This is a genomic window from Leifsonia sp. T36S-04 (genome assembly GCF_042465655.1).
Taxonomy (GTDB): domain Bacteria; phylum Actinomycetota; class Actinomycetes; order Actinomycetales; family Microbacteriaceae; genus Leifsonia.
The window spans coordinates 3,467,813-3,492,318 of record NZ_CP146286.1; the positions used below are offsets into that span (position 1 = coordinate 3,467,813).

The 24,506-nt window shown below is 71.2% G+C and carries 33 protein-coding genes; 21 read left to right on the forward strand and 12 right to left on the reverse strand.

From position 1 onward, the window contains the following. Positions 1 to 229: 229 nt before the first annotated feature. From P3F85_RS16975 to P3F85_RS16990, 4 genes are all read left to right on the forward strand, one after another. The gene (locus P3F85_RS16975) at positions 230 to 544 is read left to right on the forward strand and encodes a hypothetical protein (RefSeq protein ID WP_374009016.1); all 315 of its coding nucleotides are present in this window, start codon (positions 230 to 232) and stop codon (positions 542 to 544) included. Positions 545 to 614: 70 nt separating this feature from the next. Further along, entirely contained in the window at positions 615 to 1,106 is a 492-nt protein-coding gene (locus P3F85_RS16980; protein WP_374009017.1) for a hypothetical protein, read from the forward strand. Continuing rightward, on the forward strand, positions 1,087 to 1,533 hold the full coding sequence (locus P3F85_RS16985; protein WP_374009018.1) for a DUF6098 family protein: 447 nt from the start codon (positions 1,087 to 1,089) through the stop codon (positions 1,531 to 1,533). The genes P3F85_RS16980 and P3F85_RS16985 overlap by 20 nt, the downstream gene beginning before the upstream one ends. After that, positions 1,526 to 2,191, forward strand: a complete 666-nt coding sequence (locus P3F85_RS16990) for a hypothetical protein (RefSeq protein WP_374009019.1) — start codon at positions 1,526 to 1,528, stop codon at positions 2,189 to 2,191. Before P3F85_RS16985 ends, P3F85_RS16990 begins: the two co-directional genes overlap by 8 nt. A gap of 116 nt (positions 2,192 to 2,307) precedes the next feature. Here P3F85_RS16990 and P3F85_RS16995 read toward each other — a convergent pair whose 3' ends face one another. From P3F85_RS16995 to P3F85_RS17015, 5 genes are all read right to left on the reverse strand, one after another. Continuing rightward, on the reverse strand, positions 2,308 to 3,207 hold the full coding sequence (locus tag P3F85_RS16995; protein ID WP_374009020.1) for a hypothetical protein: 900 nt from the start codon (positions 3,205 to 3,207) through the stop codon (positions 2,308 to 2,310). A 107-nt stretch (positions 3,208 to 3,314) separates the two neighbouring features. After that, entirely contained in the window at positions 3,315 to 3,974 is a 660-nt protein-coding gene (locus P3F85_RS17000; protein ID WP_374009021.1) for a hypothetical protein, read from the reverse strand. 33 nt (positions 3,975 to 4,007) lie between these two features. Further along, complete coding sequence (locus tag P3F85_RS17005) at positions 4,008 to 5,558, reverse strand: FAD-dependent oxidoreductase (protein WP_374009022.1); 1,551 nt, start codon at positions 5,556 to 5,558, stop codon at positions 4,008 to 4,010. A 56-nt stretch (positions 5,559 to 5,614) separates the two neighbouring features. Further along, positions 5,615 to 5,893, reverse strand: a complete 279-nt coding sequence (locus tag P3F85_RS17010) for a hypothetical protein (protein ID WP_374009023.1) — start codon at positions 5,891 to 5,893, stop codon at positions 5,615 to 5,617. An 80-nt stretch (positions 5,894 to 5,973) separates the two neighbouring features. Continuing rightward, positions 5,974 to 6,312 (reverse strand): hypothetical protein, encoded by a 339-nt coding sequence (locus P3F85_RS17015; protein WP_374009024.1) that lies wholly within the window; start codon positions 6,310 to 6,312, stop codon positions 5,974 to 5,976. An 87-nt stretch (positions 6,313 to 6,399) separates the two neighbouring features. Between P3F85_RS17015 and P3F85_RS17020 the strand changes: the two genes are divergently transcribed. The 4 genes from P3F85_RS17020 to P3F85_RS17035 all read left to right on the forward strand — a co-directional run bounded on the left by P3F85_RS17020 (position 6,400) and on the right by P3F85_RS17035 (position 9,692). Then, on the forward strand, positions 6,400 to 7,011 hold the full coding sequence (locus P3F85_RS17020) for a flavodoxin family protein (RefSeq protein ID WP_374009025.1): 612 nt from the start codon (positions 6,400 to 6,402) through the stop codon (positions 7,009 to 7,011). A gap of 53 nt (positions 7,012 to 7,064) precedes the next feature. Further along, positions 7,065 to 7,859 (forward strand): putative protein N(5)-glutamine methyltransferase, encoded by a 795-nt coding sequence (locus P3F85_RS17025; RefSeq protein WP_374009026.1) that lies wholly within the window; start codon positions 7,065 to 7,067, stop codon positions 7,857 to 7,859. 68 nt (positions 7,860 to 7,927) lie between these two features. Next, positions 7,928 to 8,743, forward strand: a complete 816-nt coding sequence (locus P3F85_RS17030) for a tryptophan-rich sensory protein (protein WP_374009027.1) — start codon at positions 7,928 to 7,930, stop codon at positions 8,741 to 8,743. Between the two features lie 25 nt (positions 8,744 to 8,768). Next, positions 8,769 to 9,692 (forward strand): AEC family transporter, encoded by a 924-nt coding sequence (locus tag P3F85_RS17035; RefSeq protein WP_374009028.1) that lies wholly within the window; start codon positions 8,769 to 8,771, stop codon positions 9,690 to 9,692. A gap of 24 nt (positions 9,693 to 9,716) precedes the next feature. Here the strand turns inward: P3F85_RS17035 and P3F85_RS17040 are convergent, their stop codons facing one another. Both P3F85_RS17040 and P3F85_RS17045 read right to left on the reverse strand, forming a co-directional pair. Beyond that, positions 9,717 to 10,160, reverse strand: a complete 444-nt coding sequence (locus P3F85_RS17040) for a tetratricopeptide repeat protein (protein ID WP_374009029.1) — start codon at positions 10,158 to 10,160, stop codon at positions 9,717 to 9,719. A 184-nt stretch (positions 10,161 to 10,344) separates the two neighbouring features. Continuing rightward, positions 10,345 to 10,881 (reverse strand): TOPRIM nucleotidyl transferase/hydrolase domain-containing protein, encoded by a 537-nt coding sequence (locus tag P3F85_RS17045; protein WP_374009030.1) that lies wholly within the window; start codon positions 10,879 to 10,881, stop codon positions 10,345 to 10,347. Between the two features lie 86 nt (positions 10,882 to 10,967). Here P3F85_RS17045 and P3F85_RS17050 point away from each other — a divergent pair, with 86 nt between their 5' ends. Next, the gene (locus P3F85_RS17050; protein ID WP_374009031.1) at positions 10,968 to 11,264 is read left to right on the forward strand and encodes a hypothetical protein; all 297 of its coding nucleotides are present in this window, start codon (positions 10,968 to 10,970) and stop codon (positions 11,262 to 11,264) included. 2 nt (positions 11,265 to 11,266) lie between these two features. On the opposite strand, the gene P3F85_RS17055 is transcribed toward P3F85_RS17050, so the two are convergent. Both P3F85_RS17055 and P3F85_RS17060 read right to left on the reverse strand, forming a co-directional pair. Beyond that, positions 11,267 to 11,800, reverse strand: coding sequence for a hypothetical protein (locus P3F85_RS17055; protein WP_374009032.1), 534 nt, complete (start codon positions 11,798 to 11,800; stop codon positions 11,267 to 11,269). Between the two features lie 9 nt (positions 11,801 to 11,809). Then, entirely contained in the window at positions 11,810 to 12,115 is a 306-nt protein-coding gene (locus P3F85_RS17060; protein WP_374009033.1) for a TetR family transcriptional regulator, read from the reverse strand. An 82-nt stretch (positions 12,116 to 12,197) separates the two neighbouring features. Here P3F85_RS17060 and P3F85_RS17065 point away from each other — a divergent pair, with 82 nt between their 5' ends. Together P3F85_RS17065 and P3F85_RS17070 are read left to right on the forward strand one after the other, a co-directional pair. Further along, the gene (locus P3F85_RS17065) at positions 12,198 to 13,127 is read left to right on the forward strand and encodes an aldo/keto reductase family oxidoreductase (protein WP_374009034.1); all 930 of its coding nucleotides are present in this window, start codon (positions 12,198 to 12,200) and stop codon (positions 13,125 to 13,127) included. Between the two features lie 107 nt (positions 13,128 to 13,234). Next, entirely contained in the window at positions 13,235 to 14,440 is a 1,206-nt protein-coding gene (locus tag P3F85_RS17070) for a hypothetical protein (RefSeq protein WP_374009035.1), read from the forward strand. Between the two features lie 37 nt (positions 14,441 to 14,477). Here P3F85_RS17070 and P3F85_RS17075 read toward each other — a convergent pair whose 3' ends face one another. Then, a complete protein-coding gene (locus P3F85_RS17075) occupies positions 14,478 to 15,386 on the reverse strand; it encodes a 5'-3' exonuclease H3TH domain-containing protein (RefSeq protein ID WP_374010964.1) in 909 nt (302 codons plus the stop codon). Positions 15,387 to 15,478: 92 nt separating this feature from the next. Between P3F85_RS17075 and P3F85_RS17080 the strand changes: the two genes are divergently transcribed. From P3F85_RS17080 to P3F85_RS17090, 3 genes are all read left to right on the forward strand, one after another. Further along, positions 15,479 to 15,928, forward strand: a complete 450-nt coding sequence (locus P3F85_RS17080; RefSeq protein ID WP_374009036.1) for an SRPBCC family protein — start codon at positions 15,479 to 15,481, stop codon at positions 15,926 to 15,928. A 24-nt stretch (positions 15,929 to 15,952) separates the two neighbouring features. Continuing rightward, complete coding sequence (locus P3F85_RS17085; protein ID WP_374009037.1) at positions 15,953 to 16,357, forward strand: NUDIX domain-containing protein; 405 nt, start codon at positions 15,953 to 15,955, stop codon at positions 16,355 to 16,357. A gap of 101 nt (positions 16,358 to 16,458) precedes the next feature. Further along, positions 16,459 to 16,683 carry a hypothetical protein gene (locus P3F85_RS17090; protein ID WP_374009038.1) on the forward strand — a complete coding sequence of 75 codons (225 nt, stop codon included), beginning with the start codon at positions 16,459 to 16,461 and terminating at the stop codon, positions 16,681 to 16,683. A gap of 40 nt (positions 16,684 to 16,723) precedes the next feature. Here the strand turns inward: P3F85_RS17090 and P3F85_RS17095 are convergent, their stop codons facing one another. Beyond that, the gene (locus tag P3F85_RS17095) at positions 16,724 to 17,371 is read right to left on the reverse strand and encodes a response regulator (RefSeq protein WP_374009039.1); all 648 of its coding nucleotides are present in this window, start codon (positions 17,369 to 17,371) and stop codon (positions 16,724 to 16,726) included. Between the two features lie 20 nt (positions 17,372 to 17,391). Continuing rightward, on the reverse strand, positions 17,392 to 17,775 hold the full coding sequence (locus tag P3F85_RS17100; protein WP_374009040.1) for a two-component system response regulator: 384 nt from the start codon (positions 17,773 to 17,775) through the stop codon (positions 17,392 to 17,394). Between the two features lie 68 nt (positions 17,776 to 17,843). Here P3F85_RS17100 and P3F85_RS17105 point away from each other — a divergent pair, with 68 nt between their 5' ends. From P3F85_RS17105 to P3F85_RS17135, 7 genes are all read left to right on the forward strand, one after another. Then, a complete protein-coding gene (locus P3F85_RS17105; RefSeq protein ID WP_374009041.1) occupies positions 17,844 to 20,474 on the forward strand; it encodes a PAS domain S-box protein in 2,631 nt (876 codons plus the stop codon). Continuing rightward, entirely contained in the window at positions 20,471 to 20,806 is a 336-nt protein-coding gene (locus tag P3F85_RS17110; RefSeq protein WP_374009042.1) for a hypothetical protein, read from the forward strand. The genes P3F85_RS17105 and P3F85_RS17110 overlap by 4 nt, the downstream gene beginning before the upstream one ends. Positions 20,807 to 20,979: 173 nt before the next feature. Beyond that, the gene (locus P3F85_RS17115) at positions 20,980 to 21,285 is read left to right on the forward strand and encodes a hypothetical protein (RefSeq protein WP_374009043.1); all 306 of its coding nucleotides are present in this window, start codon (positions 20,980 to 20,982) and stop codon (positions 21,283 to 21,285) included. Between the two features lie 112 nt (positions 21,286 to 21,397). After that, the gene (locus P3F85_RS17120; protein ID WP_374009044.1) at positions 21,398 to 22,528 is read left to right on the forward strand and encodes a glycosyltransferase family 2 protein; all 1,131 of its coding nucleotides are present in this window, start codon (positions 21,398 to 21,400) and stop codon (positions 22,526 to 22,528) included. A gap of 31 nt (positions 22,529 to 22,559) precedes the next feature. Further along, positions 22,560 to 23,597, forward strand: a complete 1,038-nt coding sequence (locus tag P3F85_RS17125; protein WP_374009045.1) for an iron-containing redox enzyme family protein — start codon at positions 22,560 to 22,562, stop codon at positions 23,595 to 23,597. Beyond that, positions 23,594 to 23,800 (forward strand): CDGSH iron-sulfur domain-containing protein, encoded by a 207-nt coding sequence (locus tag P3F85_RS17130; protein WP_374009046.1) that lies wholly within the window; start codon positions 23,594 to 23,596, stop codon positions 23,798 to 23,800. The genes P3F85_RS17125 and P3F85_RS17130 overlap by 4 nt, the downstream gene beginning before the upstream one ends. A 61-nt stretch (positions 23,801 to 23,861) precedes the next feature. Then, positions 23,862 to 24,374: a DUF6328 family protein gene (locus tag P3F85_RS17135; protein WP_374009047.1), complete on the forward strand. Its 513-nt coding sequence runs from the start codon at positions 23,862 to 23,864 to the stop codon at positions 24,372 to 24,374. The last annotated feature ends 132 nt before the right edge of the window (positions 24,375 to 24,506 follow it).

Below are 24,506 nucleotides of genomic sequence, written 5' to 3' on the forward strand. Positions count from 1 at the left end.
GGAGCTCGCGCGCGCCCCGCCTCCCCTCGCCCCCGCCTCCCCTCGCCCCCGCCGAGTTGCGACCAGACGCGGCAATCCGGGAGCGATCAGCGCATCCACTCACGTCTCGCGCCCGAGTGGAAACGATCCCAGAATTGTGGGGGGTCGAATCCACAACCACGGTCTGGTACCGGTGTCAATCCCCCTGACACGAGAGAAATTCTGTGCGCCGTTCAGGCACTATGAGGACATGGGAAAACTCGTCTACGGCGCCGGACAGGAGTACGACCTCGACGATCGTGTGCTCAGTCATGTCAAGCTCGCCATCGTCGCCAAGCTCCGCCGCCACGAGAGTTTCCTGCTGAACTGGGATGTGCCGGTCGAGCAGGGCTCCGGGCGCGTCTCGTTGTGGATCAGCCGCGAGGTTCCGCTCGCCTTCCAGTTCAGCGGGAGCCGGCCACCCGCGATCAACACCCAGTGGCTCGAAGCGCTCATGCACACCTCGCAGCGGACGGGCGGGATGCTGATCATGCCCGAGGACGAGATCAGCCGCCACATCCCGTAGCCCGCGCGCACTGAGACGACGGTTCGTCAATCCCCTGACTTCCGTCCGGATCGAACTTAGCTTTGCGTGCATGAGCGATCTGGCAGCGACGGCGGTGCTGATGATGCTGCCGCGCCGGGCCCGGACCCCCGTCGCGGTGCTAGTGGACGGACCCGTGCCCTCGTCCCTCCGGCTGGATGTCTTCGGCGGCCGCGAGATGTTCGTGCGGATGCGTCGCGGCCCGGGCGCCCACGGTGTCGGCGAGCCGTACCGCGAGCTGCCGCGCGACGATGTCCCGGCCGAGTCGGACCCCGCGGTCGTTGTCGCCTCCGACGGCTACGCTACGTCGCGCTTCGCCTGCGCGGCTTCCGTGTTCGGCGCGTCCGACGTGATCGTGTTCGTCCCGCTCGACGACGCGGGCGAGGCGCCCGAACACATCCAGGTCCCCATCCCGTCCCTCGACCGGCCGTCCTGGCATGCGTTCGAACTGGTCTCGCGCACCCGAATGGAGTGCCGGTACCGGGTCGCCGGTCTGGGGGACGCCATCCCGAGCGGAGGATCCCGTGCTCTATCAGCTCTCTGAGGTCGAGGCGCTGCTCGACGACGGCCCCGGCCTGTACGTGCGCTTCTCGGCCGGCTACGCCGCAGACCTGGAAGGCGGGTCGGTCGACGTCGAGTCGGGGCTGTCCCTCCCGGGGCTCCCGGCCTACCCGCTCGACGCCGAGGACTGGTGGACGCTGCCCCGCGTGGAGTGGACAGCGCGCCAGATCAGCCGTCTGCCCGCTCCCCGTCACGCTCCGCAGGACGGTTCGCGGCCCGAGCGCTTCGCCTGGCTGCTGCGCGGCCGCAGCGTCGGACACGCGGCCGACGGCGAGACGCTGGTCGCCGACGTGGAGGTGGTGGGCCGTCTCGCGGAGTGCCTGATCGAGCAGGCCGATCGCGTCTGGGGCTCCCGCTACGACGCCGAGCTGGGTCTCCGCGAGACGGCGGTCGCGGTGGCGCATGCCTGAAGCACCAGCGGCGGCACCGGCGGCGCAGGCCGGCGGGTCCTCCCTCGTCGAAGCGACGGCGGTTCTCCAGCTCATCTCCGACAGCCCGTCCGGTGGCACGGCGATCGTGCTGAGACGGCCGGAGTCACCGCCGTTCGTCATCATGGGCGACGACTCCGCGGAGGGCTTCTCCCGCCTCCGCCGCGGAGCGATCGCGTACGGGGTGCCCGAGTTGTACCAGGGACTGCCGCGCGACATGATCCGTGCCGGTCACATCCTCCACGTCCGCGCCGACCACCGGCGGGCTCGTGTCGATAAGGCCGGTTCGATCTTCGGCCCGACGCCGGAGAAGCTCTGGGTGCCGTTGGACGACGATGGCAGCGCCTTCGAACGGATGCGGGTGCCCATCCCCTCGCTCGAACGGCCTGCGTTCGTCGAGTTCGTCCTGGAGGGCGACGGCGCGATGCTGGAGTACCGCCTCGACGGGGAGGCCCGCTTCGGAGACGGCTACATCTGCTCGTACTGCGGACGGCTGTGCGCTCGAAAGGAGCCGCATACCGCGGCGCACGGCGTCGCGGGCCACACCCACGCGGGAGTCCCGGCCGGGCAGGAGCAGGAGTCGCCGGCACTGACCGGTCCGCTGGAGCTCGGCCACCCCGGCTCGCGGGCGCAGCTGTGAGCCGCGCCCGTGCCCGCGGGGCCGGCGAGCCGGCGCCTCCCTCCCGCGAGTTGCGACATGATGCCGCAACTCGGCCGGTATAGGAGCAACGCCTCACGACTCGGGCGTAGCCGGCGTCAGCTCTCGTGCGCGTCCCGGAGGGCCTTCTCGGCCTCGCGCACAGCACGCTGGGCGTCCGTCAGCCGGTGCCGGAGCTCGCGCTCGGCCGCCCGGGCCTCGGTCAGATCGTCGACGACCCGCTGGAGGCGGCGCTGCAGACGGTCCCGGTCGGCCTCGAGGTCGCCACGGCGGTCGACGGTCTCGTCCAGTTCGTCATCCACCGACTCCGCATCGCTGCGGGCGCGTTCGAGGGCCTTCTCGGCGGCGCGGACGCGGCGCTCGCGCTCCCGCCGTTCGCTCGGCGACTCCTCCGGTTCGGCCGGCTCCGCCGCGTCGGCCCCCGCGTCAGCCTCGCCGTGGGTTCGGCCCGGCGCGTCGGCCGCTGCGCCCGGCTGTGCCGCCGACCCGTGTCGCCGCCGCCCCGGCCGCGGCTCGGGGAAGTCTTCGATGTCCACCGGCAGCGCCACCGCATCCGACACATCTACCTGTTCGAGCCCGGTGGACTCGAGCGCGCGAAGCAGCAGCCCGCTCCGGACCGCCGCCGCCGCGGCCGGGTCGATCACGGCCGCCTGAAGCGTCTCCTCGACCTCGCGTTGCACAGCCGGGCTAAGGTCCAACCCCTCCGTGGCGCGCTGGAGCATACGCTGCCGCTCCTGCGTGAGCGAGCGGATCTCGGCACGGTCGCGCGAGGCGAACGCGTCGCGCATCCGCGAACCGATGTCGAGGACCCCGCTGACCAGGTCCGGATGCTCGCGCACCAGCGCGTTGATGGCGGACGCGGACGCGGAGGGCTTCCTCAGCGCCTTGATCTGCTTGGCGGTCTGCCGGTCGGCGTCCGCCGCGGCGGCGTTCCGCCTGGCGATGAAGTCGCCCGGAGCGGCGGCGTACAGCTCGCCGGCGACATCCCGCAGGTCCATGTCGCGAGTGTACGCGCGGGAAGCCGGCACGGGCCCCGCGCACAGCACAGCGGCCCGCGGACCGGAGTCCGCGGGCCGCTGGAGGCGAGCGTCAGGCGAGGCGAGCGTCAGGCGCGAGGCGCCTTGGACGCCTTGACCGCCGCGAAGTACTCGCTGGACGGACGCAGCCAGATCAGGACGATGCCGACGACCGCCAGGGCGAACTGGAGGAAGCCGGTACCGAAACCGTTGATGACGTTCAGCAGCGACAGGACGGTGAGGACCGTCAGGACGATCCGTGCCCAGTTGGCGCCGCGTCGCATGAAGAAGGCGAAGAGGACGAAGGTCACGGCCCAGAAGATCAGGGTGACGATGGCCCAGACGGTCGCGCCGGCGATCACGGCGTCCGCGACGCTCTGCGGGTCGACCGAGCTGCTCTGGTCCGACTTCTGGATGGCGTCGAGGAACTGTGCGCGCTGCGACCCGATGGTCGCGATGGTGATGATGCCGCTGATGACGCTCAGCACGGCACCGGCGATGAACAGCCAGAAGGCGATGTTGACCGTCCGCGGCGGGGCGGTCGGCGCTGCGGTGGCCGCGCCCGGTGCTCCGGCCGGGTACCCCGACGCGGCGGGGAAGGCGGGAGGAGGCGGCGGCGCGGCGGGGAAGCCCTGTCCGGAGACCGGCGGGGTGGAGGGCGCAGCTGGTGCGGGCGGCGGGGTGACCGGCTCGCCTGCCCCGGTGGGTTCGGCGGGGCGCGGCGTGCTCTCGTCGTCAGGAATACTCATGCCGCGACAATACTCCTGCGGTGAGCCGCGTGCCTAGGACTGTCCGGCTGGGCCATTGGCCTGCGGCGACGCGGAATGCGGCGCCCGCGGCTCCGGCGCCGGAGACAGCGGAACGGTGGCGGGCCCTTCGAGCACGGTTCCGTCCGGCGCGAATCGCGAACCGTGCAGCGGGCAGTCCCAGGACAGTTCGGCATCGTTCCAGCGCACGACGCCGCCGAGGTGACTGCACACGGCCGTCAGCGCGCAGGTCCTCCCGTCGATGGTCGAGACGGCGACGGGAGTACGTCCGCGGCGTCCGACGGTTCCCGTTCCCTCGGCGACCGGTTCGTCGCCGAGCTCCGGAGCGGTCTCCGCCGCCGCCCACTGGGTGACGGCCTCCTTGCCGACGGCGGCGTTCATGGCGACACCGGAGGCCAGGTCCCGTGCGCGGGTGACGCGATGGTGCAGGACGCGCGACCACTCCAGCGTCTCGCCCGTCAGGTCCGCGGTGAGGGTCAGCGCCGACGCGATCGCATTCGTCATCCCCCACTTGTCGTATCCCGTGGCGAGGTAGACCCGGCCGCGACCCCGCGGGAGCCAGCCGACGAAGGGCACACGGTTCGCCGAACGGTAGTCCTGGGCGGCCCACCAATGCGTGCGTTCGGCGCCGGGGAAGATCCGCTCCGCCCAGGCCGAGAGGTCGGCGAGCTTCTCGGCCGGTGAGTCCGCGCGGCCACCGGGATGCCCATTGCCGCCGACCAGGAGCAGCTCACTCCCGTCGGCGGCCTTCGCCGTCCGGAGCGACCGGGTGGGCGAGTCGGCCGACAGGAACATCCCGCGCGGGAGGTCGCCCGGCACCCGGAAAGCGGTCACATACGACCGGAACGGCTCCACTTTGGCGAAGTACAGGCCGCGGTCGAGGATGGGCGTGCCCGTCGCGAGGATGACCTGATCGGCCCGGGAGGTACCGGAGGTGCTGGTCACGACGGCCGGCTTGGCGGCGGACACATCGGTGACCCGCTCGCCCTCGACGATGTGCCCGCCGAGGCGCCGGAGCTCCCCGGCTAGCGCCGCGAGAACCTGCAGCGGGTGCACCTGCGCCTGGCCGGCCAGGGTGAGCGCGCCTTCGACGGGGAACGGCAGGTCGGTGGCCCGTTCCTCCACGGCGGCCAAGCCGGCCGTACGCGCGGCGGCGAGTTCGGCATCCAGCGTGTCTAGCCCGTCCAGGGTGGTGGCGTAGCTGATCTCGTCGCGGATCTCGAACGGGACCCGCTGCTCTTCGAGGAAGTCGAGCAGCCAGCCCTGACCCGCCGTGTTCCCGTCGACATACGCGCACAGCACAGCGTCGGAGGTGTGGCGGCGGATGGACGCGAGGGTCGTGCCCTGCAGCAGGCCGATCTTGCCGGTGGTGTTGCCGGTGGTGACGGCGCCGACCGTTCGCGCTTCGAGCACCAGCACACGCATCCCGGAGCGCGCCAGCATCAGTGCTGTCGCAAGACCGGTCAGGCCGGCGCCGACGACGATCGTGTCGTAGTGGCCGTCCCACTCGAAGGGGTCGGTGGCGATCGGCGGGGAGGTTTCGAGCCAGAGCGAGGTCGAGGGCATGCGACGAGCATCCCCCGTTCGGGTCGCGGGCGGAAGCGGTAGCCCGCCTCGGTGCGTCAGGCGAGCGAGTCGAAGTCGAACCAGAAGGCGTCGTCGTCGTCCTCGCCCGCCGCGTTGCTCGAAACGGGGTCGCGCGGGATGGTCGCGGTCTCGATCCGCACACGTGTCTGACTGGTCACGAAGATCTCGCTCGGCGGTCTGCTCGACTGCGTGACGGAGACGAAGTCGCCGTCGTCGCGGCTCGCCTGGACGATCCGGCTCTTCAACTCCTCGACCGGGGCGCGGTCGACGAAGGTGAATCTCAGGTCGTCGATATAGACGTGAAACACCTGCATTTACCCCTCCCGCTTCCCGTTACTCGCCCGATAGTACGCGGTGGCCCGTCGTGCGCCAGTGCAGTCGTGTATCGGAGCCGTCACAGCAGGTCGAAGTCGACGTCGGGGAGGTCTTCCGTGCCGTTCTTGACGAAGACGGCGCGCTGCGGACCGAGCGCCGTGATCTTGGCTTCGACGTCGGCGACGAACGGTTCATCGCGCAGCTCCTCGCCTGCGAAGTGCTCGTCCTCCACCAGGATCTGGCTGGCCGGCCCGAGCAGCATGAGCACCTCGCCGGTGTGGTCGCCTTCGACGATCGCCGGGGCGTGGGCCTCGGCCGAGTCGTTGTTGTGCGCGAGGGCGGCCGCGTAGCGCACCAGGACATCGGCGATGTCGTCTCCGGTGAGGAGGGACCCGCTCGCATAGTGGATACGCTTCATCACCCATCCATACGATCACCTGGGCGTGAGGTCAAGGTGGGGCGCGAAAGCCTTGCGCTTCCGACCGCCCGCGCGTTCACTCGCGCCATGACCGATCAGAACCATCGTCTCACCGCCCTCGCCCTCGTCTGCACCCTGAAGCCGTCGCCCGCCGAGTCGAGCAGTCAGCTCCTCGCGCGGCAGCTGCTGGACGAGCTGGCCACCCATGATGTGACCGGAACCGCCGTCCGGCTCGCGGACTATGACATCAAGCCCGGCGTCGAGCTCGATGAGGGCGACGGCGATCAGTGGCCGCACATCCGGGAGCAGATCATCGCATCCGACATCCTGGTGATCGTCACCCCGACGTGGATGGGACACCTCTCGTCGGTGGCGCAGCGCGCGCTCGAGCGGCTGGATGCGGAACTCTCCGAGACCGACGACGCCGGACGCCCGCTCGTGGAGGGGAAGGTAGCCATCGTGGGCGTCGTCGGCAACGAGGACGGAGCACACGCGATCATCGCCGACCTGTTCCAGGGCCTGAACGACGTGGGCTTCAGCATCCCGTCGCAGGGTTCGACGTACTGGAACGGCGAGGCCATGGGCTCGGTCGACTACAAGGACCTCGACGAGACACCGGAGGCGGTCGCCGACCAGAACGCGACGGTCGCCAACAACGCAGCGCACCTGGCCCGGCTGCTGAGCGCTCAGCCCTACTGAGCGGGAGACGCTCGGCGAGGGGGCAGGAACGCGGGCGCGGCTAGCATTGCCGGATGCCCGGTCACGACCCTGAACCCGACATCGTCGCTCGCCTGCGCGCGGCAGGCTGCGTCTTCGCCGAAGACGAAGCTCGGCTGCTGGTCGACGCGGCGGATGACCCCGACCGGCTGGAGGAGCTCGTCTCCCGCCGCGCCGCGGGGGAACCGCTGGAGCCGCTGCTCGGCTGGGTCGACTTCTGCGGACTCCGGCTCCACGTCGATCCTGGGGTGTTCGTCCCACGCAGGCGGACGGAACTGCTCGCCCGGCGCGCGGCCGCGCTCGCCCGGGCGGTCGTCGAGAGCACCGGCAAGGCGGTCGTGGTCGACCTCTGCTGCGGGGCCGGCGCGATCGGCGCCGTGATCCGGGAGGCGGTGCCCGCGGCCGAGGTGTACGCCGCCGATCTCGATCCGGCCGCCGTCCGCTGCGCGCGCCGCAACCTCCCCGCCGAGCGCGTGTTCGAGGGCGACCTGTTCGCGGCGCTTCCGGGCGGACTCCGGGGCCGGGTGGACGTGCTCGCGGTGAACGCCCCTTATGTGCCGACCGCGGCGATCGCGCTCATGCCACCGGAGGCCCGCGACTACGAGCCGGGCGTCGCTCTCGATGGCGGTGCCGACGGGCTCGACCTCCATCGGCGGATCGCCGCGGACGCTGCGGCATGGCTCGCGCCCGGGGGAGCCCTGCTGATCGAGGCGAGCGCCGAGCAGGCGGCCACGTCGGCAGTGCTCTTCGACGGCGCCGGACTCAGGACGAGCATCGAGACGGACGAAGACATCGGCGCGACCGTCGTGCTGGCCGTCGTCCCGCGCTGAGCCGCATCCCGTCGTCCGCATCCTCCCGCAACTTCCGCGCGGGGCGACCCGGGACTACCGTGCATGGCATGAGCACGCTCGCCGCCGCGCGGCCCATGCCCGTCGACCGAGTCCGGCAGACGCTGGTCATCGCCGGAGCGGTCATCGCACTGGTCGGTGCCGTCGTGGGTTCCGGCTTCGCCGGCGGCACGCCGATCCCGAAGGTCGCGGGCGGCGCCCTCAGCGCGGATGCGACACTCCTCGCGCCGGCGGGTCCGGCGTTCGCCATCTGGTCGGTGATCTACGCGGGCCTGGTGGCCTATGCGATCTGGCAGGCGCTCCCCTCCCAGGCGGCGCGCGAACGGCAGCGGCGTGCCGGCTTCTGGGTGCTCGGCTCGCTGCTCCTGAACGCCGCGTGGATCCTCTCGGTGCAGGCCGGCCAGCTCGCCCTCTCCGTGATCGCCATCGTGGCGCTCCTGGTCGTGCTGGTCGTGACGTTCGTCATCCTGCGCCGTCATCCCGCCGAGTCGACGGCGGATGCCGTCCTGCTCGACGGAGTCGTCGGGCTCTACCTCGGCTGGGTCATGGTCGCGACCGTCGCGAACGTGACGTCCTGGCTCCAGGCCGTCGGGTTCACCGGATTCGGGGCCAGCCCACACGCCTGGGCGATCGGGATGCTTGCGGTGTTCGCGGCGATCGGATGCGCGCTCGCCGTGTGGGATCGCGGCCGGTTCGCGCCCGCTGTCGCCTCGGCCTGGGGTCTCGCCTGGATCGGAGTCTCGCGCCTGACCGGTTCGCTTCCGTCCGCTCCGGTGGCCATCACGGCGTTCGCGGCGGCGGCCCTGCTGCTCCTCGTGGCGCTCGCGGTGCGGGTGGTGCGGGCGCCGTCGCAGCGCCGGCAGTAGCATCCCGCGCCCCTAGGCTGGGGCGATGGGCGGTGTGCTGACAGGGTTCGGGATCATCGCCTTCGTCATCCTCGTCGGCTACATCGCCGGCCGGCTGGGCATCGGCGGCCCGACCGCGCCGTTCGTCCTCAACCGGGTCGCGTTCTTCGTGACGAACCCCGCGCTGCTGTTCGTCACGCTCGCGCGAGCCGACCTGCGGGTGGTCTTCTCGACGCAGCTGATCGTCGCCGCGCTCGTCGCGGTCGTCTCCGCTGCCGTGTTCGTCGCGCTGTCGCGGGCGTTCTTCCGCCTCCCCGCACCCGAGACGACGATCGGCGCCCTGGGCTCGGGATACGTCAACGCCAACAACATCGGCCTGCCGGTGGCCGTGTACGTGCTCGGCAGTGCGTCGTATGTCGCGCCCGTGCTGCTGCTGCAGCTGATCGTCTTCGCGCCGATCGCCCTCACGATCCTCGACACGACGAGTCGTGGCGCGGTGTCCGTCCGCTCCATCCTCACGCAGCCGGTGCGGAACCCGATGATCATCGCCTCCGTCCTCGGCATCCTCGTCGACGTGAGCGGCGTCACGATCCCGGACGCCCTCCTCCAGCCGTTCGCGCTGCTCGGTGGTGCGGCTGTCCCCCTGGTGCTGATGGCGTTCGGTATGTCGCTGGTCGGCTCGCGCCCGTTGCAGGCCGGAGTCGGCCGCGCGCCCATCGTCGCCGCCGTCGTCCTGAAGTCGGCCGTGATGCCGCTGCTCGCGTTCGTCTTGGCGCGTTTCGTCTTCGGGCTCGCCGGTCAGCCGCTCTTCGCGGCGGTCGCCCTCGCGGCGCTGCCGACCGCGCAGAACGTCTACAACTTCGCCGCCCGCTACGAACGCGGCACGGCCCTGGCGCGGGATGTGGTGCTGCTGACGACCGTGTTCGCCGTGCCCGCGCTGCTGGTCATCGCGGCTGTGCTCGCACCGTGACTGGGCTGGCACCGTGACCGGAGGTCACCTCGCGGCGTCGAGGGAGCGAAGGTAGTCCGCATTCCCGCGGATGGCCGCTTCGTAGCGCAGCAGGTCGGGCGTGCGGATGCCGTCGGCGGCGACATCCATGAGCTCCGCCACGGCGGCGTCGCTGCGCCCCGCCGCGTGCAGCGACAGCGCGTGCCAGACGCGGACCGACTCGGACTCGGGGTAGAGCGTGCGGGCTCGGTCCAGCGCCGCCAGCGAGTCCTCGAACCGTCCGAGGTTGCGGAGGGTGCTGCCGTACTGCAGCAGGCAGCGTCGCAGCGTGTCTCCGTCGAGCCCGGCCTCCAGCGCGCGCTCGTAGTAGCCGGCCGCCGTCTCTTCTTCGCCCGCAGTGTCGTACGCGCCTCCGACCTCGTAGAGCACGTGCGGGTCGTCCGGATGCTCGGCCAGCACCTCGCGCAGCGCACGGATGGTCGGGGCCATGTCGGCGCGATCCGTGCAGCGAACAACTCGCTCAGCCGCGTCAGCACCGCCGGATCCGTCTCCTGAACCATCCCTCCACCCTACGTGGATCCCTCCTGGCCACCGAGATGCGAGTCGTGGTCGGAATTCGGCGCGAATAGCGACCACAAGGCGCAACTCGTCGGACTGGCGAGGCGGGCGAGGGTCAGGTGGGCGGGTGCACGACGTCGCGGAGCGGCGCCGGGAGCTCGTCGGGCGACAGTGCGGAGGTCAGGACGGCCCCGTAGTGCTCCTTGCGGCCGGACGTCGTGCCGAAGAACCGGTGCAGCTGCTGATCCAGGGTCCGCGTCCGCTGTGCCGGCTGCTGCTGGAATGTCCGGAACAGGCGCAGGTCGCCCTCCCGCTCCAGCACCTCCTCGGTGCGGGTGTGGCCGAGGGCTCCGATCAGTTCCGCCTCCAGGTCGGGTCGGCAGACGAAGACCAGCTCGTCCGGTAGTCCCGCCCGCTCGAAGAAGCGCACTTCACCCGCGTCGCACAGCCCGCGCAGCCCCAGTCCGGCCCCGGCCGGACCCAGTTCCGCGACGAAGCGGCGAACACTCATCGCCCCTCCCATCGGGACGACGCGGACGCCGTCCGCTGCGAGGTCGACGCCGAGCAGGTCGGCAGCGGCCAGCACGGCGGCTCGGTCACTGGCCCCCTCGACCAGGATGGCCGACCGTCCGTCCGCCCGCTGTGAGGTCACGCTGACATTGTGCCCCAGGCCCGCAGACGGTCGTCAGGGTCGGCGAGGGCTGTCGCGGTCGGGACTCGGCGCGTACCGTGCGAGCCATGAAGATCATCATCTTTGCCGCAGGAGTGGCCGTCGGGTACGTCATCGGGACGCGCGCAGGGCGTGGGGCCTACGAGGATCTGCGCAGCAAGTGGCGTGGATTCGCGCAGTCCGACACCGTGCAGCACGTGAAGGGCGACGTGAAGGACCTCGCCGGGCGCACCGCGTCCGACGTCGGAGGAAAGGTCAGCGAGACCGTCAGCAAGGTGACCGAGAAGGCCTCGGCCAAGATCGACCAGGTCACCGGAAAGGGCGGCTCGGACGCGGGCTCCGCCTCGCCGTCCCCCGCCGTCTGAGCTCAGGCCCCGTCGGGCGGGTGGGCCAGCAGGTCCACCCGCTCGGCGAGGTATCCGTCGAAGTCGCGGGCGTCGGCGTCGGAGGCGGCAGCGCTCCAGCGGACCAGCGCGCGTCCGTCGCGCACGAAGAGCGGCCCGCTCGCGCTGCGGAGGGCCGCCGGATCGAGTGGGATCAGCGGCGCATCGAAGTTCACGGTCTCGCCGTCGTGGAACCGCCCTCGCTGGGCGGCCGCCCGCAGCGAACGGCGCTGCTCGGCCGACTGCGACTGATACTGGGGGCGCCCCGGCGGTGTGGCGCGGACCAGCGTGCCGGTGGCGCGCAGCGTTCCCTCGTCGTCCAGCAGGAAGACCCCCAGCCGCCATACGGCGCCGACGCGGCGGAGCACCGGCTCGCGGGGGATCAGGAATCGTCGCCGCGCTCCCTCGTATTCCGCGAGCGCCTCCTGCCGCGCTCCTGTGGCGCGCAGTGCGCGGACGGCATCCTGCACGGACGCCTGGATGTGCCCGATCGCGTCCTCATCCGCCCCGCCGTCCACGGGACGAGCCTACGAGGCTGCGGCGGTTCCGGCTGCGGTGGTTCCGGCCGCGGTCCGGATCGAGAACGAGTTGTCGTCGGTGACCAGCAGCAGCTCGAGGCCCTCTTCGTGGCGGAGCACCACCAGAGCCGAGGAATCGGTCGCCGCCACCCGCTCCACCTGGTTCAGGAAAATGCGCGCCATCTCATCGGTGACGCGGAAGTCGCGCCCGAGGGCGTTCACGACGTAACCGGACATGACCGGCGGGCGGCCCCGCAGCCCCGTTTCCTTCGCGAAATCTTCGACAGCGACATGGAATTCAGGCGTCATGGTCATGCGGGCTCCTTCTTTAGCATCACAGACGGTAGTCGTAGAAATCCGCGGCGCCAGGGGGTTGACGGGGGGTTAGATGGGAGACATGAAGACCTTCACTTTCCCCCGGACCGACATCACCGCGTCGAACATCGTCCTCGGGCTCATGCGCATCTCCGACCTCGACGACGAGCAGATTCGCGCGCTCGTCCGCACCGCGCGCGACGCCGGGATCACGATGTTCGACCACGCCGATATCTACGGCGGGGAGACCCACGGCTGCGAGCGGCGGTTCGGGGAGGCGGGCGCGATCCCGGCAGCCGAGCGCGACCAGGTGGTCATCCAGTCCAAGGTGGGCATCCGGGACGGCTTCTTCGACTTCTCGCGCGAGCACATCCTGCGGTCGGTGGATGAGTCCCTTGCGGCACTCCGGACCGACTACCTCGACATCCTCCTGCTCCACCGCCCGGACACCCTGGTCGAGCCGGAGGAGGTCGCGCTCGCCTTCGACGAGCTGCAGAGCGCGGGCAAGGTGCGCGCGTTCGGTGTCTCCAACCAGACGCCCGGTCAGATCGAACTGCTCCAGCGTTCGCTCTCGCAGCCCCTCGTCGCGAACCAGGTGCAGCTGAGCATCACGCACGCGCCGTTGATCGCGCAGGGTGTCGCGGCGAACATGGCAGGGCTCGACCAGTCGATCGACCGTGACAACGGCATCCTGGACTACGCGCGGCTGCACGATATCGTGCTGCAGGCCTGGTCGCCGTTCCAGAAGGGCTTCTTCGACGGCGTCTTCCTGGGCGACCGGGAGAACTACGCCGAGCTGAACGACGCGATCGACGACCTGGCCGAGAAGTACGGCGTGACGCCCACGGCGATCGCGGTCGCCTGGATCACCCGCCACCCGGCGGGGATGCAGGTCGTGCTCGGCACCACCAACGAGCAGCGCGTGCGTGACTCGGCGGCCGGCTCCGACATCCCGCTGACCCGCCAGGAGTGGTACCGCCTCTTCACGTCGGCCGGCCACACCCTGCCGTAACCCGATCGGGGGAGCTCCCGAGCTTCCGGTTCGACCCGTCTCCGCCCAGCGAACACGAGCGTGTGCATCCGGTCGGCCGCACCCTTCGGCCGGGTTACGTTCATTGAGTGGATGCGGAGCGCCTGTCGTTGCCTCGCCGCGTGGCGATGCTCGCGTGGCGTTGGCACGTCGCGGCCGTCCGCTCGCGACTGGTGCGCCCCGTCGACGGCCGCCAGGCGCACGCGACCGGCCGTCGCGTGATCCGGGTGCTGCTCGTGGGCTCCGGCCCGGTCGTCGGCTGGGGGGTCAGCAGTCACGACCTCGCGCTGCCGGGGGCGATCGCGCGCTCCCTCGCCGCCGATACGGGACGCGGCGCCATCGTGGATGTCGTCCCGCACCCGTCCGCCGGGGTGAAGCGGCTGCGCCGGCTGGTCGACGACGCCGAGTTCGAACGCTACGACGCCGTGGTCCTCAGCGGTGCGGTGGCGGACGCCCTGCGGTTGGCGGAGCCGCGGTCGTGGGAGCAACAGCTCCGTCGGCTGCTTCTGCACGTCCGCCCCGGCGGCACACGTTCGGTGGTGTGGCTCGGCGCGCAGCCGATCCGCTCCATCCGCTCGTACGACTCGGAGGCCGGGGGCATCGCCGATGTGCGGGCGCGCCGCCTCAACGCGATCGCGCGGGAGCTCTGCCACGCGACCGGTGCGCTCTACATCGAACTCGCCGATCCGGTCGGTCCCGGGCGACGTCGCCACCGGGCGCCCGGCGACTACCTGTTCTGGGCGCGTCGGATCGTCGACACCCTCGGGCCGGCGGTGCAGGAGCGGGATTCGGATCGCACGGTACGCACCGACGACGGCGCGGACCGGGTGGAGGCGATCCACAGGCTCAGGCTCAACAGCCGAGACGGCGATCCCCGCCTCGACGACATCGTCTGCACGGCGAAACGGACGCTCGGCACCGAGATCGCCATGTTCACGGTCCTCGACGACCGCAACGAGTGGCCACTCGTATCGACGGGCTCCGCTTTCGAGCAGATTCCGATCGAGCAGTCGGTCTGCATCCACACCATCCGGAGCGCCGATGGGATGGTCGTGCCGGACGCCGCGCACGACGAACGTTTCTCGGGGAGCGCACTGGTCACCGGACCGGCTGGGCTGCGCTACTACGCCGGGTATCCGGTCGAAGCTCCCGACGGCACGCGCATCGGCGCACTGTGCGTCTTCGGCCGCTCGCCCCGGGAGAGCGCCGATGGCGAGGCCGACCTCGATGTCCTGCGGGAGCTGGCTCTGCTCACCCAGCGGGAGCTGTGGCGCTGGGCCCCGCCCACCGAGTGAAGCCGAGCGGTCGCTGGCGCATCACGTCCAGCGCGTGTCACTTCTCCAGGGCGGTGAGCAGACGGTCGAGCGAGCCGCCCAGCCCCCACCGCTCGGAGAGCGCGGTGAGTGCCGCGCGCTGCTCCGTCGTGGGCGGGGCGAGCCGCGCGTCCACTTCGGGTATCGGGAGATCGCGGACCACCTCGACGACGCGCGGCGCCACCGCGAGGTAGTCGCGCGCCGCGGCGAACCGGGCGCGGGCGGCCGGCTTCATGCCGCTTGCGGAATCTTCCGCGGCGGCGATGATCCCGGCGAGATCGCCGTAGTCGGCAAGAAGCGCAGCGGCGGTCTTCTCGCCGACGCCCGCCACCCCGGGAAGGCCATCGGAGGAGTCCCCGCGCATCGCCGCGAAATCGGCGTACTGGTCGCCTCGGATGCCGTACTTCCGCTCCACGACGTCGCCCGTGACCACCTCGAGGTTGCTCATGCCGCGAGCGGTATAGATGATACGAACGGCACGCTCGTCGTCGACCAACTGGAACAGGTCGCGATCGCCGGTGACCACATCCACGGGTCCGGCGGCGCGGGTCGCCAACGTCCCGATCACGTCGTCGGCCTCCGCGAGAGCCGCGCCGGCGATGCGGATACCGAGGGCGTCGAGCACCTCCCGGATCACCGGCACCTGGGCGACCAGCGCCTCGGGAGTCTCCTCGACATCCACACCGCCCGGCACCACCTTCGCCACGCGTTGCGCCTTGTAGCTCGGGATGAGGTCGACCCGCCACCGCGGGCGCCAGTCGTCATCCCAGCAGGCGACCAGCGCATCCGGACGGTAGTCGGTCACCAGCTTGGCGATGATGTCGAGGAAGCCGCGCACGGCGTTGATCGGAGTGCCGTCCGGCGCCTTCACTGTGTCCGGGACACCGTAGAAGGCGCGGAAGTAGAGGGAGGCACTGTCGAGCAGCATCGTTCGGCTTGTCACGTCCTGATCCTGGCACGGCCGCAGCCCGCGCCGGAATGCCCTCGCTCACCGCGCCGGCGAGACGCTAGGGTCGCGCTATGGCTGGAACCGTGATCGTGGAGCGCACCACGCAGATCCGTGCGACCCCGGACCAACTGCTGCCGCACATCTCCCGGCTGCCCGAGTGGACGCAGTGGTCGCCGTGGGAGGACCTCGATCCGGACCTCACGCGCGACTACACCGGAGAGCCGGGGGCGATCGGCTCCACGTACGCGTGGTCGGGTAACCGCAAGGCCGGGTCGGGCAGCATGCGCGTGACGGCGGTGGACGCGGACGGCGTCGGCATCCACCTGGAGTTCACCCGGCCGTTCCGTTCCACCAACGAGCTCCGCTTCGTCCTCGAGCCCGAGGGCGACGCCACGCGGGTGACATGGCGGATGGAGACGCCCCGCAAGCTCTACACGCGCTTCGTCAACCTGGACAAGCTGGTCGGCTCCGACTTCGAGAAAGGGCTGCGGAAGCTGAAGCAGGTGGCCGAGACGCCGTAGGGCGGCTGCCGCTAGCGTGGAGGGGTGGCCGCTGCTCCGCTCATCGTCTCCGCCGTCGCCGTCGTCCGCGACCGCACGGTGCTGATGGTCACGGCTCGCGGGCGGGACGTGTACTACATGCCGGGCGGCAAGGTCGATCCGGGCGAGACGGCCGCGCAGGCGGCGGCGCGCGAGGCGTTCGAGGAGGTCGCCCTCCCGTTCGAGCCGGATGACCTCGAAGAGCTGTTCGAGGTCCAGACCCAGGCGCACGGCGAGCCCGACGGCCGCCAGGTGCACATGCGCGTGTTCCGCGGCTGGACGGACGACGACCCCGTGCCGTCCGGCGAGGTCGGCGCGGTGCACTGGACCACCAGCGCGGATGCGGACCGCTGCCCTCCCGCGGGTCTCGAGGTCCTGCGCCGCCTCGTCGACCTCGGCCTGATCGACTGAGCCCGACCGACGGAGCCCGCCGGTCCGTTCGCGCCGCGAACAGGGGACGCGGGGCTCGGGCGAATCCGGGCGCATGATGGGTGGGTCGAAAGGGGGGTGCCATGCGCGAGGCCTGCTGCCCGCAGTGCCGGGGCGTCGCCCGGCTCGTGCGCAACCCCTACTACGGCGCGGGCCTGGCCGTGCATGCCGACCTGCTGGTCTGCGAAGCGTGCGGGTTCACCGGGTTCGCCGACAACCCGCTGGACGATTCCCCGGCCGCCGCCGACACGACGGCCGTGGCCGACAGCCCACTCCAGCGCTTCCTGCGACTCCTCGCCGGTCACTGAGGCGCGCAGCGACGCATCCACGGGCCGGCGCACGCGGTGGTCAGCGGATGCGGACCCGCCCCTGCTGCCACATCCGGGCTGCCGTTACGCGCGGGTTGGCCTCCTCGTCGGCATCGGCCCCCAGCGCCGTGTAGAGCCGCGCCAACATGGTCTCGACCGCGCGAACGCTGGTGCCGCGCTCGGCCGCGATGCGCCGGGTGGATGCGCCGGACGCGACCAGCCGCAGGACTTCCGCCTGCGCGCGCGTCACCGTGCGCGCATCCGTGGCGGGTTCGGCCGCGTGGTGCTCGCCGCCGACGATGGCCGCATCGACCGCGGCGACCAGCACGGCCACATCCTTGACCTGCGACTTGACCAGGTAGACCACCGAGGTGGGCAGCGTGTCGTCGCCCACGGCCAGCTGCGGGGACAGGTGCGAGGTCAGGACCACGAGCCCGACCCACGGAAGCTCGCGATGCACTCGCCATAGGAGCTCGGCTCCGGAATCGCCGCCGCCGAAGTCCAGATCGGTGACGACCGCGTTCGGCTCGACCTGCTGGATGGTCTCCCAGGCCTCGGCCGCGGTCACCGCCTGCGTCGCCTCCATGCCGGTCGACCGGAGGGCGGACGCGACCATCGACGCCGTGAAGACATCGTCGTCGGCCACCACCACTCTCAGGGTGCGCGTTCGCGCTGAAGTATCCGTCATGATTCTCTGGCTCCCGCCCCTTATGTCTCCGTCCCAGAGGTGGACGCCACGAGCTCGTCGACAGCGTCGAGGAGCACGGTGAGTGGGATGGGCTTGGTCAGGTAGCCGATCCCGGTTCCGGCGAGCTCACCCGGTCGGGTCAGGGAGCCGCTCATGACCAGTATCGGTCGAGGGCTCCCGTCGGCCCGGCGACGGAGGAGCCCGATGCATTCGCTGAGCGAATACCCGGGGATGATCGCATCCACCAGCGCGGCGTCCGGGTCGCCTGCGCTCGCCGCCGCCCGCGGATCACCGGAGGTGGTCACGCGGTAGCCGTGGCGGGTGAGCGCCGCGTCCAGGGTGAGGCGGATCAGCGGGTCGTCATCGACGACGAGGATGCTGAGGCCGTTCTCGCCCGTACTCATGGCGGTCAGTGTAGGCCGCCCCCTGCGCCTACAATCCCTCCCATGCCCCGCCAGTTCCGAACCCTGCCATGACGACCCCGTCCGAAGCGCTCCGCCTGAACGGCCTCGACGCCCTCATCCACGGCCATCCCGATGGCGTCTGCGTGGTCGATGTGTCAGGGACGTTCATCGAGTGCAACGCCGCGCTGGCCGACCTGACCGGGTATCCGGCCGAGCAGCTGGAGGGTATGGAGTTCTCGCGCCTGCTGCATCCCGACGCCGTCGAGTCGACGATGGCGCGGTTCCGGGAGACGGTGGCGGGTGAGAACCGCCGCTACGTGACCCGCATCGTGACGCCGGAGAACACGGTCCGGCTCCTCGACGTGACGATCATCCCGCTGCGCGGTGAAGACCGGGAGGTGGTGGCGGTCCTCGCCATCGCCCGCGACATCGGAGACGTGGAGCGGTCGGCGGCCGCGGCGGCGGGCAACGAGGCCCTCGTCCGCATGGCGGCGCGGATCGCCGGGTTCGCCGGGTGGTTCGTCGATGTGGAGACCGGCCGGATCGAGTGGAGCGAGGGGCTCTTCCGGCTGCTCGGGATGCAACCCGGCCGCATCCCGGTCGATGCGGAGGCCCTCGCTCTGTTCGAGCCGCAGGACCGGACCGCCGTCTCGCGTGCGTTCGAACGGACGATCGTGCACGGTGACCCGCTCGACCTTCACGCGACGATCGTCGACGCTTCCGGGCGCCGGATGCACGCTCACCTGGTCGGGGAGGCCGAGCGGGACGAGAACGGTCACATCGTCCGCGTGCACGGTGCGTTCCACGACGTGACGGCACTCGTGCGGCACCGGGAGGAGCAGCGGGCGATGGCCCGCCTGCTGCGCAGCTCCCTCGACCAGGTGCACGACGCGATCGGGTTCGTCGACCGGGAGTGGCGGTTCACGTTCGCCAACTCGTGGGCGCTGCAGCTCGCCGGGATCGACGAGGCGCGGCTCCGCGATCACACGCTGTGGGAGATGCTTCCCACCACCCTCGGCAGCCCGTTCGAGCCGATCTACCGGGACGCGATGGACCGCGGCGTCGCGGGGAGTGCGCGGGCGTTCGCTCCCGACTGGGGCTGCTGGTTCGAGGTGGACGCGCATCCCACCGAGGAGGGCATCGCGATCATCGTCCGCGACGTCACGGAGGACCAGCGGGCACGCGAGAAGCTCGAGGAGTACACCCGACGGGTGGCGTCGCAGGCGGCCCTGCTCGACGCGGCGCGCGACGCCATCGTGGTGCGCGATCTTCAGGGCGTGGTCCGCTACTGGAACGGCGGCGCCGAGACGATCTACGGCATCCCGGCCGCGGAGGCGGTGGGCCGCTCGGTCCGCGACCTGATCTACGACGATCCGCAGGAGTTCGATGCGGCCGCGGCGTCCCTGCTGCGCGACGGCTACTGGGTGGGGGAGCTGCGGCAGCGCCGCGCCGACGGCGCTCTGATCGTCGCCGACTGCCGGTGGCAGCTGTCGCGTGGGGACGACGGTCAGGTGACGGTGTTCGCCGTCAACTCGGACATCACCGCGCACCGCCTCGAGCAGGAACGGCACATCCGGGCGCAGCGACTGGAGAGCCTGGGCACCCTCGCCGGCGGCATCGCCCACGACCTGAACAATGTGTTGACGCCCATCCTGATGTCGGTCCAGCTGCTCCGGCAGGACGAGGACGACCCGCGCAAGCGCGAGATGCTCGACGCGCTGGACGCTGCCGCCCAGCGCGGTGCGGCGATGATCCGCCAGGTGCTGTCGTTCGCCCGGGGGTCCCAGGGCACGCGGGGGCCGGTGGATGTGGTGGCCCTGCTCGGGGAAGTCGGACGGTTCTGCCGCGAGACGCTGCCGAGGTCGATCGACCTCCGCGTCGAGTCGCCGGAGACGCTGCCGACGGTCTCCGGGGACGAGACCGAGCTGTTCCAGGTCCTGGTGAACCTCGTGACCAACGCGCGTGACGCGATGCCGGAGGGCGGTGTCCTCACGATCAGCGCGCGGGAGCGGGGCGGCGTCGTGCGGGTGGAGGTCGGCGACACCGGGGCAGGGATGGATGAGGCGACCGCCTCGCACATCCTGGAGCCGTTCTTCACCACCAAGGAGAGCGGAACCGGGCTCGGGCTGCCGACCTCGGCAGCCATTGTGAAGTCGCACGGCGGGGAGCTGGAGGTACAGACGGCACCGGGTCGTGGCACGACGATCGGATTCGAGCTGGCGGCCGTCGCGATGAACGATGTCTGGGTGCACCGACCGGATGCGCCGGCGCCCGGGCCGGGACGCGGCCGTCGCATCCTGGTCGTGGATGATGAGCCGGCGATCTGCGAGCTCGTGCGGCAGACGCTCGACCAGCGCGGCTTCGTGACCGAGGTCGCGCAGGGGAGGGAGGCGCTGGAGCTGCTCACCCAGGGGCGTCGTTTCGACGCGGTGCTGACCGACGTGATGATGCCCGGTGTGCAGGGCGATGCCATCGCCCGCCGGCTCGCCGCCGAACAGCCGCATGCCGCGGTCGTCCTGATGAGCGGGATGCTCCCGGGGCCGGGTCCCCGCGCGGCGGTCGAGCGGAACGGCGCGCATTTCCTGGCCAAGCCGTTCACCCCGGCTGTGCTGCTGGCCACTCTGGATGCTGCCCTCTCCGGGCGCATGAAGGCGGGCGGCGAGGCGGCGGGCCAGGCGGGCGGAGAGGCGGCCGGATGACCGACGCGCGCACGACCCTCGTCCGTCTGCTGGAGCCGGCCCTCCGGGACGCGATCGCGGCTCTCGGCGCACAGCGGCCGGACGGGGACGAGCGGGCGAGAGCGGCAACGAGCCTCGCCGCAGCGGCGGAGTCTGCGCAGCGTGCGCTGGGCGAGGACGCGCGCGACCCGCGCATCCACCACATCGTCGGAGCGGCTGCATCGGCGGCGATGGCGCTCTCGCTCGGCGACGGGCTCGTGCCGCTCGCGGAGGTGAGGGGACGGCTGCAGGAGGGCCTGGACCTGTTGACGGCGGGGTCCTGGCCACCCGAAGACCGGGACCCCGCCGCGTAGGTGCCGCGGCCGCGCGCCGCCAGGGACCGGGGGGAATCGGACGGCGCAGGACACGCGACGGTTTGATCATCCAGGCGGGGCGGCGAGGGGTGCAACGGCCGCTCCGGAGCCGTGTGCGCTACGCGAACAAGAAAACAGGTGACGAGAGCGCTCTCTTATGAGAGCCTTCAGATATGAAGGAATCTCACGGGACCGAAATCGCGGAACCGGCGTCCGTTCATGGGCCGGGCCGCGCACCGGCCGGGATGCCCCTCACCATCCGTCTGGGCGAGCGCGAGTATGCCGCACTGGTAAGGATCGCCCGCTCGCGGGAGACGACCGCGGCCGCCCTCGTCGAGCAGCTGGTGCTGCACGCCCTCAGCAAGACCGAGGTACCGCCGCCCGCCGACTCCCACCCAGCTCGTCGCCACACGACGTACGAAGAGGCGACCGCGGGCTTCAGCCGGGACGAGCCGGCCCACAGCGTCCCGGGAGTGTAACCACCGAAGGCGGTTACGCCCAGGGCCGGTCTCTGGGCAGAGGGCGAATTGTCAAGCCCTGCCCTGGTCTGCGCCACGCGGGTTGGCTGGATGATGACGCATGGGAGTCATCATGACCACTGCCAACCCCTCCGGCCGGACGTTCGACGACCACGACGGCAACCGCGGCACCCCGCGCGACGCGGAGTACGTGCTGCCGCTGCGCTGGTCGGATGACGCAGGGCTCGACGAACTGGTCGGCTATCTCAGCGGGCTGCGCGAACTGATCGACGTCACCGTGGTCGACGGATCGGAGCCCGCGCTGTTCGCGGCCCACGCCCGGGCGCTCCCGCCGGGGGTCCGTCATCTCCCGGTCTCGCCGAGACCGGGCCGCAACGGCAAGGTCGCCGGGGTCATGACCGGCATCCACGCGGCCCGGCATGACCGGGTGGTGATCGCGGATGACGACGTCCGGTATGACGAGGGTGCACTGCGCGCGGTCGTCGGGATGCTCGACGCGGCCGACCTCGTGCGCCCGCAGAACGTGTTCGTCCCGTCCCCCTGGCATGCGCGCTGGGACACCGGCCGCAGCCTCCTGAACCGTGCACTCGGGCACGACTACCCGGGCACCCTCGCGGTCCGGCGGCGCACGGTCGTCGAGGCCGGGGGCTACGACGGCGATGTGCTGTTCGAGAACCTGGAGCTCATCCGGACCGTCCTGGCCGCCGGCGGGACCGTCGTCGCGGCCGACCGCATCGGGGTCGCCCGACGGCCCCCTGCCCTGAGCCATCTCCTGCGCCAGCGGGTACGGCAGGCCTACGACGACTTCGCCCAGCCGGTGCGGCTGCTGGCCGAGCTGGCCCTGCTCCCGCTCGTGCTGGTCTCGCTGCGGCGACCGAAACGGATCCTCGCCGGGGTTGTCGCGGTCGCGGCGCTCGCCGAGGCGGGACGCCGCCGCGCCGGCGGTCGCCGGCTGTTCCCGGCCACCGCCGCGCTCTGGGCACCCGCGTGGCTAGCGGAACGGGCCGTCTGCGTCTGGCTCGCGGTCGGCGCGCGCCTCCGCGGCGGCGTACGCTACTCCGACGGCAGACTGCTGCGCGCCGCCACGCCGCTTCGCGAGCTGCGCCGCCGCGTCCCGCGCCGCATCCCGCCCCGCCGCCCCGCCGAGTTGCGACAAGACGTCACCACTCACGCGCGTAACGACATCCACTCACCTCTCGGCGCCGACAGGACGCACCGAAGCGGCGCTCTGGCAACCGGTTGACGGGCTGCTCGGACCCCGGTTGCTTGGGAAGATGACACCACGTATCACCCCGCGGGGGCCGGTGAGCGAGGCGCTGCTGGAGGCGCTGCTGACGGAGCCGTCCGCCGCATCCGACCTACTCGACCGCCTCTCCGACCGTGCCACCGTCGCCCTCCATGGCGAGCCGGACCTCCTCACCGACGAGGACCTCCAGCTGACCCTGTTCCTGTTGTACGGACTCCACTACGGCGACACCGTCGACGCCGACGACGAATGGGAGTGGAACCCGGAACTCCTTCGCACCCGCCGCGCCATCGAGCGCGTCTTCGAACGGCAGCTGCGCGAGCGTATCCCGGTGGGCGACCTGCCCGAGCCCACCGCGGACGCCGTCGCCGCCTACCTCTTCGACCTCACGTCCGAGGACGCTGGGCCGAGTCTCTCCCGTTTCCTCGCCAAGAAGGCGACCGAGGAGCAGGCCGTCGAGTTCGTCATCCACCGCTCCATCTACACGCGCAAGGAGGCGGACCCGCACTCGTGGGCGATCCCGCGCCTGACCGGGCGGGCCAAGGCTGCGCTGGTGGAGGTGCAGTCCGACGAGTACGGCAGCGGCAGGCCGGAGCGCATCCACGCCGAGATCTTCGGCCGGACGATGCGCAACCTCGGCCTCGACGACAGCTACGGCGCCTACGTCGACAACGTCCCCGCGATCACGCTCGCCTCGTTCACGATGATGTCGATGTTCGGCCTCAACCGCAGCCTCCGCGGGGCGATCACCGGCCACCTGGCGGCCTTCGAAATGACCTCGTCGATCCCGAACCGGTTCTACGGGAACGCCTTCCGCCGGCTCGGCCACGGCGAGGACGTGACCTGGTACTACGACGAGCACGTGGAGGCGGACGCCGTCCACGAACAGATCGCCGGCCGCGACCTGGCGGGCGGACTCGCGGAGCAGCAACCCGAACTCCTGCCCGACATCGTCTTCGGCGCGACGGCATGCCTCTACGTCGACGGCCTCGCCGGCCTGCACATGCTGGAGAGCTTCGAGGCCGGGCGCAGCTCGCTGCGTCAGCCCGCAGGGGTGCTCGCATGACACGCCACGAAGAGCAGCCGGTGATCGTCGCCTGCCCCGACGGCCCGCTGCTCGTCCGTGGCCAGATCGAGCTGACCACGCCGGACGGCACCCCGATCGAGCAGCACCGCCGAACCGTGGCCCTGTGCCGGTGCGGCATCTCGACCATCAAGCCGTTCTGCGACGGCAGCCACAAAGCGATGCACTTCCGAACCGACACCTGACGAGGACGGCATCGTGGCCGAGCAGCGGATCACCGGCTCCGGGGCGGGATAGGGTTCCTGCATGACGACGGATGATGGCGTCGACGTCGCCCCGGGTGATGGTCGCAACGAGTCCTCCACGCAGCGCGCCGACCGCAACTGGAACGAGCTGCTGCAGGAGTTCCGCGTGCTCCAGACCGGGACGCAGATCCTTGCTGCTTTTCTGCTGACCCTGCCGTTTCAGCAGCGGTTCGCCGAGCTGGCGCCGTTCGACGTCGGCGTTTACCTGGTGCTCGTGTTCCTGGCCGTCACGGTCACCCTGCTCGCGTTGTCCCCGGTCAGCCTCCACCGCCTGCTCTTCCGGCAAGGCGCCAAGGTCGAGCTGGTCGGGCTCGCGAGCAAGATCCTGATCGTGTGCCTCGCCGCTGCGTCCCTGCTGTTCACAGGAATCGTGCTGTTCATCGTGGATTTCCTGCTCGGACCGCCGGCCGGCATCACGGCCGCGGGCTGCGTCTTCGTGGTGCTGATCGTGATCTGGGTGGTGCTGCCGCTGGCAGTGCGCCGCCAGCGCCGCCGCCGCCTCGCCGCCCGCTGACTCCGCCGCGGCGCCCGCCCGCGCTGCGGTCGCCCCGCCCACCGTCGGAGATTCGGCCGTCTGCCGTTCGAATCTCCTTCAGTACTGCCTATCGAAGGAGAATTCGGCCCTGTTCTCCTTCGATAGGCGCCC

Excerpts from the sequence above, each read along its gene's own strand:
- P3F85_RS16975 (WP_374009016.1), top strand. The coding sequence starts at position 230 with ATGGGAAAACTCGTCTACGGCGCCGGACAGGAGTACGACCTCGACGAT.
- P3F85_RS16980 (WP_374009017.1), top strand. The coding sequence starts at position 615 with ATGAGCGATCTGGCAGCGACGGCGGTGCTGATGATGCTGCCGCGCCGG.
- P3F85_RS16990 (WP_374009019.1), top strand. The coding sequence starts at position 1,526 with ATGCCTGAAGCACCAGCGGCGGCACCGGCGGCGCAGGCCGGCGGGTCC.
- P3F85_RS16995 (WP_374009020.1), bottom strand. The coding sequence starts at position 3,207 with ATGGACCTGCGGGATGTCGCCGGCGAGCTGTACGCCGCCGCTCCGGGC.
- P3F85_RS17000 (WP_374009021.1), bottom strand. The coding sequence starts at position 3,974 with ATGAGTATTCCTGACGACGAGAGCACGCCGCGCCCCGCCGAACCCACC.
- P3F85_RS17005 (WP_374009022.1), bottom strand. The coding sequence starts at position 5,558 with ATGCCCTCGACCTCGCTCTGGCTCGAAACCTCCCCGCCGATCGCCACC.
- P3F85_RS17010 (WP_374009023.1), bottom strand. The coding sequence starts at position 5,893 with ATGCAGGTGTTTCACGTCTATATCGACGACCTGAGATTCACCTTCGTC.
- P3F85_RS17015 (WP_374009024.1), bottom strand. The coding sequence starts at position 6,312 with ATGAAGCGTATCCACTATGCGAGCGGGTCCCTCCTCACCGGAGACGAC.
- P3F85_RS17020 (WP_374009025.1), top strand. The coding sequence starts at position 6,400 with ATGACCGATCAGAACCATCGTCTCACCGCCCTCGCCCTCGTCTGCACC.
- P3F85_RS17025 (WP_374009026.1), top strand. The coding sequence starts at position 7,065 with ATGCCCGGTCACGACCCTGAACCCGACATCGTCGCTCGCCTGCGCGCG.
- P3F85_RS17030 (WP_374009027.1), top strand. The coding sequence starts at position 7,928 with ATGAGCACGCTCGCCGCCGCGCGGCCCATGCCCGTCGACCGAGTCCGG.
- P3F85_RS17035 (WP_374009028.1), top strand. The coding sequence starts at position 8,769 with ATGGGCGGTGTGCTGACAGGGTTCGGGATCATCGCCTTCGTCATCCTC.
- P3F85_RS17040 (WP_374009029.1), bottom strand. The coding sequence starts at position 10,160 with ATGGCCCCGACCATCCGTGCGCTGCGCGAGGTGCTGGCCGAGCATCCG.
- P3F85_RS17050 (WP_374009031.1), top strand. The coding sequence starts at position 10,968 with ATGAAGATCATCATCTTTGCCGCAGGAGTGGCCGTCGGGTACGTCATC.
- P3F85_RS17060 (WP_374009033.1), bottom strand. The coding sequence starts at position 12,115 with ATGACCATGACGCCTGAATTCCATGTCGCTGTCGAAGATTTCGCGAAG.
- P3F85_RS17065 (WP_374009034.1), top strand. The coding sequence starts at position 12,198 with ATGAAGACCTTCACTTTCCCCCGGACCGACATCACCGCGTCGAACATC.
- P3F85_RS17075 (WP_374010964.1), bottom strand. The coding sequence starts at position 15,386 with ATGCTGCTCGACAGTGCCTCCCTCTACTTCCGCGCCTTCTACGGTGTC.
- P3F85_RS17080 (WP_374009036.1), top strand. The coding sequence starts at position 15,479 with ATGGCTGGAACCGTGATCGTGGAGCGCACCACGCAGATCCGTGCGACC.
- P3F85_RS17090 (WP_374009038.1), top strand. The coding sequence starts at position 16,459 with ATGCGCGAGGCCTGCTGCCCGCAGTGCCGGGGCGTCGCCCGGCTCGTG.
- P3F85_RS17095 (WP_374009039.1), bottom strand. The coding sequence starts at position 17,371 with ATGACGGATACTTCAGCGCGAACGCGCACCCTGAGAGTGGTGGTGGCC.
- P3F85_RS17100 (WP_374009040.1), bottom strand. The coding sequence starts at position 17,775 with ATGAGTACGGGCGAGAACGGCCTCAGCATCCTCGTCGTCGATGACGAC.
- P3F85_RS17105 (WP_374009041.1), top strand. The coding sequence starts at position 17,844 with ATGACGACCCCGTCCGAAGCGCTCCGCCTGAACGGCCTCGACGCCCTC.
- P3F85_RS17110 (WP_374009042.1), top strand. The coding sequence starts at position 20,471 with ATGACCGACGCGCGCACGACCCTCGTCCGTCTGCTGGAGCCGGCCCTC.
- P3F85_RS17115 (WP_374009043.1), top strand. The coding sequence starts at position 20,980 with ATGAAGGAATCTCACGGGACCGAAATCGCGGAACCGGCGTCCGTTCAT.
- P3F85_RS17120 (WP_374009044.1), top strand. The coding sequence starts at position 21,398 with ATGACCACTGCCAACCCCTCCGGCCGGACGTTCGACGACCACGACGGC.
- P3F85_RS17125 (WP_374009045.1), top strand. The coding sequence starts at position 22,560 with ATGACACCACGTATCACCCCGCGGGGGCCGGTGAGCGAGGCGCTGCTG.
- P3F85_RS17130 (WP_374009046.1), top strand. The coding sequence starts at position 23,594 with ATGACACGCCACGAAGAGCAGCCGGTGATCGTCGCCTGCCCCGACGGC.
- P3F85_RS17135 (WP_374009047.1), top strand. The coding sequence starts at position 23,862 with ATGACGACGGATGATGGCGTCGACGTCGCCCCGGGTGATGGTCGCAAC.